Below are 6,000 nucleotides of genomic sequence, written 5' to 3'. Positions count from 1 at the left end.
TGACCGCGGGCGTCTACCTCTTCAGCCGCATGAGCTACCTGCTGGTGCTCAGCCCCACCGCCATGGTGACGGTGGCCTGCATCGGCGCGTTCACCTCGCTCATCGCCGCGCTCATCGCCTTCGCGCAGGACGACATCAAGAAGGTGCTCGCCTACTCCACGGTGTCCCAGCTGGGCATCATGTTCATGGGCGTGGGCGCGGGCATCTTCTGGGCAGCGGTGCTGCACCTGGTCACCCACGCGTTCTTCAAGGCCTGCCTCTTCCTCGGCGCCGGCAGCGTGATGCACGGCAACGCGGACGAGACGGACATCAAGAAGCTGGGCGGCGTGCGCAAGGAGATGCGCTGGACGTGGCTCACCTTCCTCATCGCCACGCTGGCCATCACCGGCATCGTCCCGCTCTCGGGCTTCTTCTCCAAGGACGCCATCTTCCACGGCGTGCACCACAACCACCTGCACGGCCTCGAGGGCATCACCCACGGGCTGTACTACGTGGGCCTGCTCATCGCCTGGTGCACGGCCTTCTACATGTCGCGCGTGTATCTGCTCACCTTCGAGGGCAAGCGCTCGCCGGAGGCGAAGATCGCCCACGCGCACGAGAGCTCCTGGTACATGACGCTGCCGCTGGGCGTGCTGGCGGTGCTCAGCGTGGTGTCACTGGTGTACGCGCTGCCGCTCATGCCGCGCGGCAACGTGATGCAGCCGGTGATGGAGAACTTCCTGGGCCCGGTGTTCGCCAGCGCCGAGCGCATCGCCTCGCGCGGTGGCGAGGTGACGCTGGACCACAGCGTGCCGGCCATGGGCGACTACGTGTTCGCGTGGCTGGTGGCGGTGTTCGGCGGCGGCACGGCGGCCTTCGCCTACCTGAGGTTCTTCCCCTCGCGGGTGGGCCAGCCGGCTCCGGCCTTCGCCCGCGCGGTGCGTCGCTTCACGCAGAACAAGTTCTACGTGGATGAGGCCTACGAGTTCCTGGTCATCCGGCCGGTGAAGAACGTGAGCGCCATCCTCTACAAGCTGGTGGACACCGTCCTCATCGACACGGTGGCGGTGCGCGGTACCGCGTGGGTGACCACCCGCGTGGGCAGCGCCCTTCGCTACGTGCAGACGGGAGACGCACAGGCCTATGCCGCGGTGATGGCGCTGGCCCTGCTCGGCGGCGCGGTGTACGCGCTCATCCAGGTGCTGCAATGAGCTTCTTCGATACCCATCTGCTCAACCTCGTCGTCTACCTGCCGCTGCTCTTCGCGGCGCTCGTGTGCATGCTGCCCGCCGGAGAGCGCGGGCAGATCCGCACCATCACGTTCATCGGCATGCTGGTGGACTTGGTGTTCGGTGTCTGGGCCTACGCGCGCTTCGAGCCGGGCGGCCCCGAGTTCCAGCTCGAGTACCGCACGCAGTGGCTCCAGCAGCTGGGCGTGAGCTACCACATCGGCGTGGACGGGCTGGCCATCAGCCTCATCCTGCTCACCGTCTTCCTGGGGCCCCTGGTGGTGATGGCCTCGCAGACGTACATCACCGAGCGCGTGAAGGAGTTCCACCTCGCGCTGCTGGTGCTGCAGACGGTGATGCTCGGCGCGCTGGTGTCCCTGGACGTGCTGCTCTTCTACGTCTTCTGGGAAGCGATGCTCATCCCCATGTACCTGCTGGTGGGCGTGTGGGGCGCCGAGGATCGCCAGATGGCGGCGGTGAAGTTCTTCCTCTACACCCTGGTGGGCTCGCTGCTGATGCTGGTGGCGATTGTCGCCCTCTACTTCATCAGCAGCACGCAGACGACCCGCTCCTTCGACTACGCCACCATCTACAACAGCCTGGTGGCCGCCAACGGGCAGATCTCCGCCTGCATGGGGACCGGCGACTGCTCGAACCTCACCGGCATGGCCAGCATGCTCTACCGCTGGGGCCCGTGGATGTTCGCCGCCTTCGCCCTGGCCTTCGCCATCAAGGTGCCGATGTGGCCGGTGCACACGTGGTTGCCCGACGCCCACGTGCAGGCGCCCGTGGCCGGCTCCATGATTCTGGCCGGCGTCATGCTGAAGATGGGCACCTACGGCTTCTGGCGCTACGCGATTCCCTTCTTCCCCGCGGCCGCGCACCAGGCCCGTCCGGTGCTCGCCGCCCTGGCGGTGATTGGCATCGTCTACGGCGCGCTGATGTGCCTGGCGCAGCGGGACATCAAGAAGCTCATCGCCTACTCCTCGGTGAGCCACCTGGGCTACTGCATGCTGGGCATGCTCGCCCTCACCGGCGAGGGCGCCACCGGCAGCGCCTACCAGATGCTCAACCACGGCGTGTCCACCGGCGCGCTGTTCCTCCTCTTCGGCTTCCTCTACGAGCGGCGCCACAGCCGCCTGATGTCGGACTACGGCGGCATCGCGAAGATCCTGCCGGTGTACACGACGGCCTTCCTCATCATCACCTTCTCGTCCGTGGCGGTGCCGGGTACCAACGGCTTCGTGGGCGAGTTCCTGGTGCTGCTGGGCACCTTCAAGAGCAGCCTGGGCCTGGGCTTCGGCGTGCTGGGTGCGCTGGGCGTCATCCTCGGCGCGGCGTACATGCTGTGGATGGTGCAGAAGGTGTTCTTCGGCCCCCTCACCCACCGCGAGAACCAGCACCTGTCGGACCTGAGCCTGCGCGAGTTCGCCACGGTGGCGCCCTTCCTGGTGCTCGTGCTGGTGATGGGCCTGATGCCGCAGCCCTTCCTGGACCGCCTCAACCCGTCCTCCGAGCGCTTCGTCACCCGCGCCCACGTGGGCATCCCCGGCAGCCAGGTGCAGCCGAGCGATGTGCGGATGACGGTCATCGGTCTGCCCCCCTCCTCCGGCGTGGCCACCGCCCCCACTGCCCAGCCGGCGGGTCCCCTCGCCGACCGGCGCTAGTCGAGAGTCCCCATCATGAACGTGCCCAACCTGACGTCGGCAGACTTCCTCCCGATGCTGCCCGCCCTCATCCTGGTGGTGGGGGCCTGCGTCCTGCTGATCTCGGAGGTGTTCCTCTCCGCCAGTTCCTCGCGCAGCTACCAAGCGGTGCTCGCCACCCTCACCTCCATCATCGCCGGCGCCGTCGCGGTGTCGCTGCTCTCGCACCCGCCGGCCCCGGTGTTCCTCGGCTTCGGGGTGTTGGATCCCTTCTCCAGCTTCCTCACCTTCATCGTCTGCGTGTCGCTGGCGCTGGCCTCGCTCACCGCGGCCGGCTTCCTGCGCAAGCGCGGAGCCGAGCGCGGTGAGTTCTACGCGCTGATGCTCTTCGCCGGCGCGGGCATGAGCCTGCTGGGCCTGTCCAACGAGCTCATCACCATCTTCGTCAACATCGAGGTGCTCTCCATCGCCACCTACGCGCTGACGGCGTACCTGCGGCGCGGCACGCGGCCGAGCGAGGCGGGCTTCAAGTACTTCATCCTCGGCGCGTTCTCGTCGGCGGTGCTCGTGTACGGCGCGGCGCTGCTCTACGGCGCCACCGGCACCACGATGCTGCCGGACATGGTGCAGCCGCTGCGCGTGGCGATGGCCAGCAACAACGGGGCGCTCGTCTACGTGGGCGCGGTGCTGGTGGCCGCGGGCTTCGCCTTCAAGGTGGCCGCGGTGCCCTTCCACATGTGGACGCCGGACGTGTATGAGGGCGCTCCCACTCCCGTCACCGCCGTGATGAGCGCGGGCGTGAAGGCCGCCGCCTTCGTGGCCCTGGTGCGCGTGTTCGTCACCGTGGGCAGCGGCATCAGTGCGAAGCTGCCCTTCGTCATCTTCTCCACCCTGGCGCTGCTCACCATGGTGGGCGGCAACCTGCTGGCCCTCCCGCAGCGCAACGTCAAGCGCATGCTGGCCTACTCCTCCATCGCCCATGCCGGCTACCTGCTGCTGGGCGTGGCGGCCCTCTTCACCGTGCAGCCGGGCCAGGAGTTCCACCTGTTCGGCGCCACCGCGGTGGTCGGTGCCAGCCTCGCGGACGCGGCCCGCGTCGACGCCCTGCGCGGCATCCTCTTCTACCTGCTGGCCTACACCGTCACCGCGGTGGGCGCCTTCGGCGTCGTCTCGGTGCTCGAGCGCCGCGAGGACGAGGAGAAGGGCACCGCGTGGGACCTGGAGCGCTTCAGCGGCCTGGCGCAGCGCCGCCCGGGTTGGGCCTTCGCCATGGCGGCCTTCATGCTGTCGCTGGCCGGCATCCCGCCCACCGTCGGCTTCCTCGGTAAGCTCATCCTCTTCCGCGCCGCCGTGGACGCGGGCCTGGTGGGCCTCACCATCGTGGCAGTGCTCGCCAGCGCGGCCGGCGCCTATTACTACCTGCGCGTGGTCGTCTACATGTACATGCGGCCCGTCCCCGAGGGCGCTCACACCCTCGAGCGCCACTGGATGACCGAGGTCGCCCTGGTGGCCTCCACCGTCGCCGTGGTGCTGCTGGGCATCGTCCCCGGCCCCGTGGCCGAGTGGCTCAAGCAGGCGGGCACGCTGTTCACCCACTGAGCCCCCACGCTTCCGGTTTCACCCACGCCCGGGCGGCTTCCGCCCGGGCGTTTTCATTTCAGCGGCCGGTGCGCGCCTCGCCGCGTGGCGAAGCGGGCCCGCTTGCCCGGCACCAACGCGAAGGCCTCCGTGAGCGGGGCCCTCCGGTCCGTCCAGGAAGAACGCGCGCCCTCAGCTCCGAGACCCACACGTCCAGCGGCGGCGGTGGCTCTTCCACCCCCAGCTCGCCGAACAGCCGGACGAAGTCCGCGTGGTCCTCCACCCGCCCCGGCCGCAGCCCCGGCACCTCGCCGTGCACATCGGCCCATGGTGCAAGCCCCTCCGCCGCGCCTTCCCTCCAGCGCGGGCTCCAGAGCCTATAAAAGAAGGCGGCCCGGCATCCTCGAGGAGGGTACCGGGCCGCAGGTTCTTCTCAGGAAGCTCACCGGAAGTGCTGAAGTGGTGGGGGGGAAACCGCCTTCAGCCTCGCTTCGATGTGCTCCGTGTCTTCTCTTTAGCACTCGCCATGCCAGCCCTCTCGCGACCTGAGAGCCCAATGATTCCGGGCACATGGCGCGACGGACGCCCACGGTGCACCCCGCCGCTTTCATCCCTGCATTGCAGCCTTGAAATGCCCTTGCAGATCTGCACGGCCACGGCGCCGGCACCGCGGCCAGGCCTCCCGAGTCCCGCGGAGTGCGCGCCCGAGGCCCGAGCCCAGAAAAGAAGGCGGCCCGGTACCCTCAGGAAGGGGACCGGGCCGCGGGTTCTTCTCAGGAAGCTCACCGGAAGTGCTGAAGGCGGTGGGGGGGAACCTCCTTCAGCCTCACTTCGACGTGCTCCGTACCCTTCCCTTTAGCACCCGCCATGCCAGCCCTCTCGCAACCTGAGAGCCCAATGATTCCGGGCACCTGGCACGACGGGCGCCCACTGGGCACTCCACCGCTTTCAGCCCTGCATTGCAGCCTTGAAATGCCCTTGCAGATCTGCACGGCGCCAGCGCCGCGGCCAGGCCTCCCGAGTCCCGCGGAGTGCGTGCCCGAGACCCGAGCCCAGAAAAGAAGGCGGCCCGGTACCCTCAGGAAGGGGACCGGGCCGCGGGTTCTTCTCAGGAAGCTCACCAGAAGCGCTGAAGGCGGTGGGGGGGAACCTCCTTCAGCCTCACTTCGACGTGCTCCGCATCCTTCCCTTTAGCACCCACCGTGCCAACCCTCCCGCCCCTCCAAATCCCAGTGTTTTCAGGCTCTTGGCATCCAAGACACCCTCGCCCTCCGCTCCGCCGCTTTCAGCCCTGCATTGCAGCCCTGCAATCCCCTTGCAGATCTGAAAACCACCGTCTCTCCAGCAGCTCCGGGAACCCGTACCCGGAAAAGAAGGCGGCCCGGTCACCTCAGGAAGGGACCGGGCCGCGGGTTCTTCTAAATTAAGCTCATCGGAGGCGCTGAAGGGGTGGGGGGGAACCACCTTCATCGCCACGTCGATGTGCTCCGGGTCTACTCTTTAGCACTCGCCGTGCCAGCGTTTCCGGAATCTCAGAACCCAGTAACTTCAGACACTTAGCAGATGCA

The 6,000-nt window shown here is 67.9% G+C and carries 3 protein-coding genes; all 3 read left to right on the top strand.

The features are described from left to right. A partial coding sequence (locus ACJ8AN_RS25620; RefSeq protein ID WP_407758090.1) for a proton-conducting transporter membrane subunit occupies positions 1-1,190 on the top strand: 1,190 nt, incomplete at its 5' end. Next, complete coding sequence (locus tag ACJ8AN_RS25615; protein WP_407758089.1) at positions 1,187-2,875, top strand: NuoM family protein; 1,689 nt, start codon at positions 1,187-1,189, stop codon at positions 2,873-2,875. The genes ACJ8AN_RS25620 and ACJ8AN_RS25615, both read left to right, overlap by 4 nt. Positions 2,876-2,890: 15 nt before the next feature. Beyond that, on the top strand, positions 2,891-4,453 hold the full coding sequence (locus tag ACJ8AN_RS25610) for an NADH-quinone oxidoreductase subunit N (protein ID WP_407758088.1): 1,563 nt from the start codon (positions 2,891-2,893) through the stop codon (positions 4,451-4,453). Positions 4,454-6,000 lie beyond the last annotated feature (1,547 nt).

Source organism: Archangium sp. (genome assembly GCF_045802675.1).
Taxonomy (GTDB): Bacteria; Myxococcota; Myxococcia; order Myxococcales; family Myxococcaceae; genus Archangium.
The sequence above is the reverse complement of the archived record's forward strand: the minus strand, read 5'-3'. Positions and strand labels throughout refer to the sequence as shown.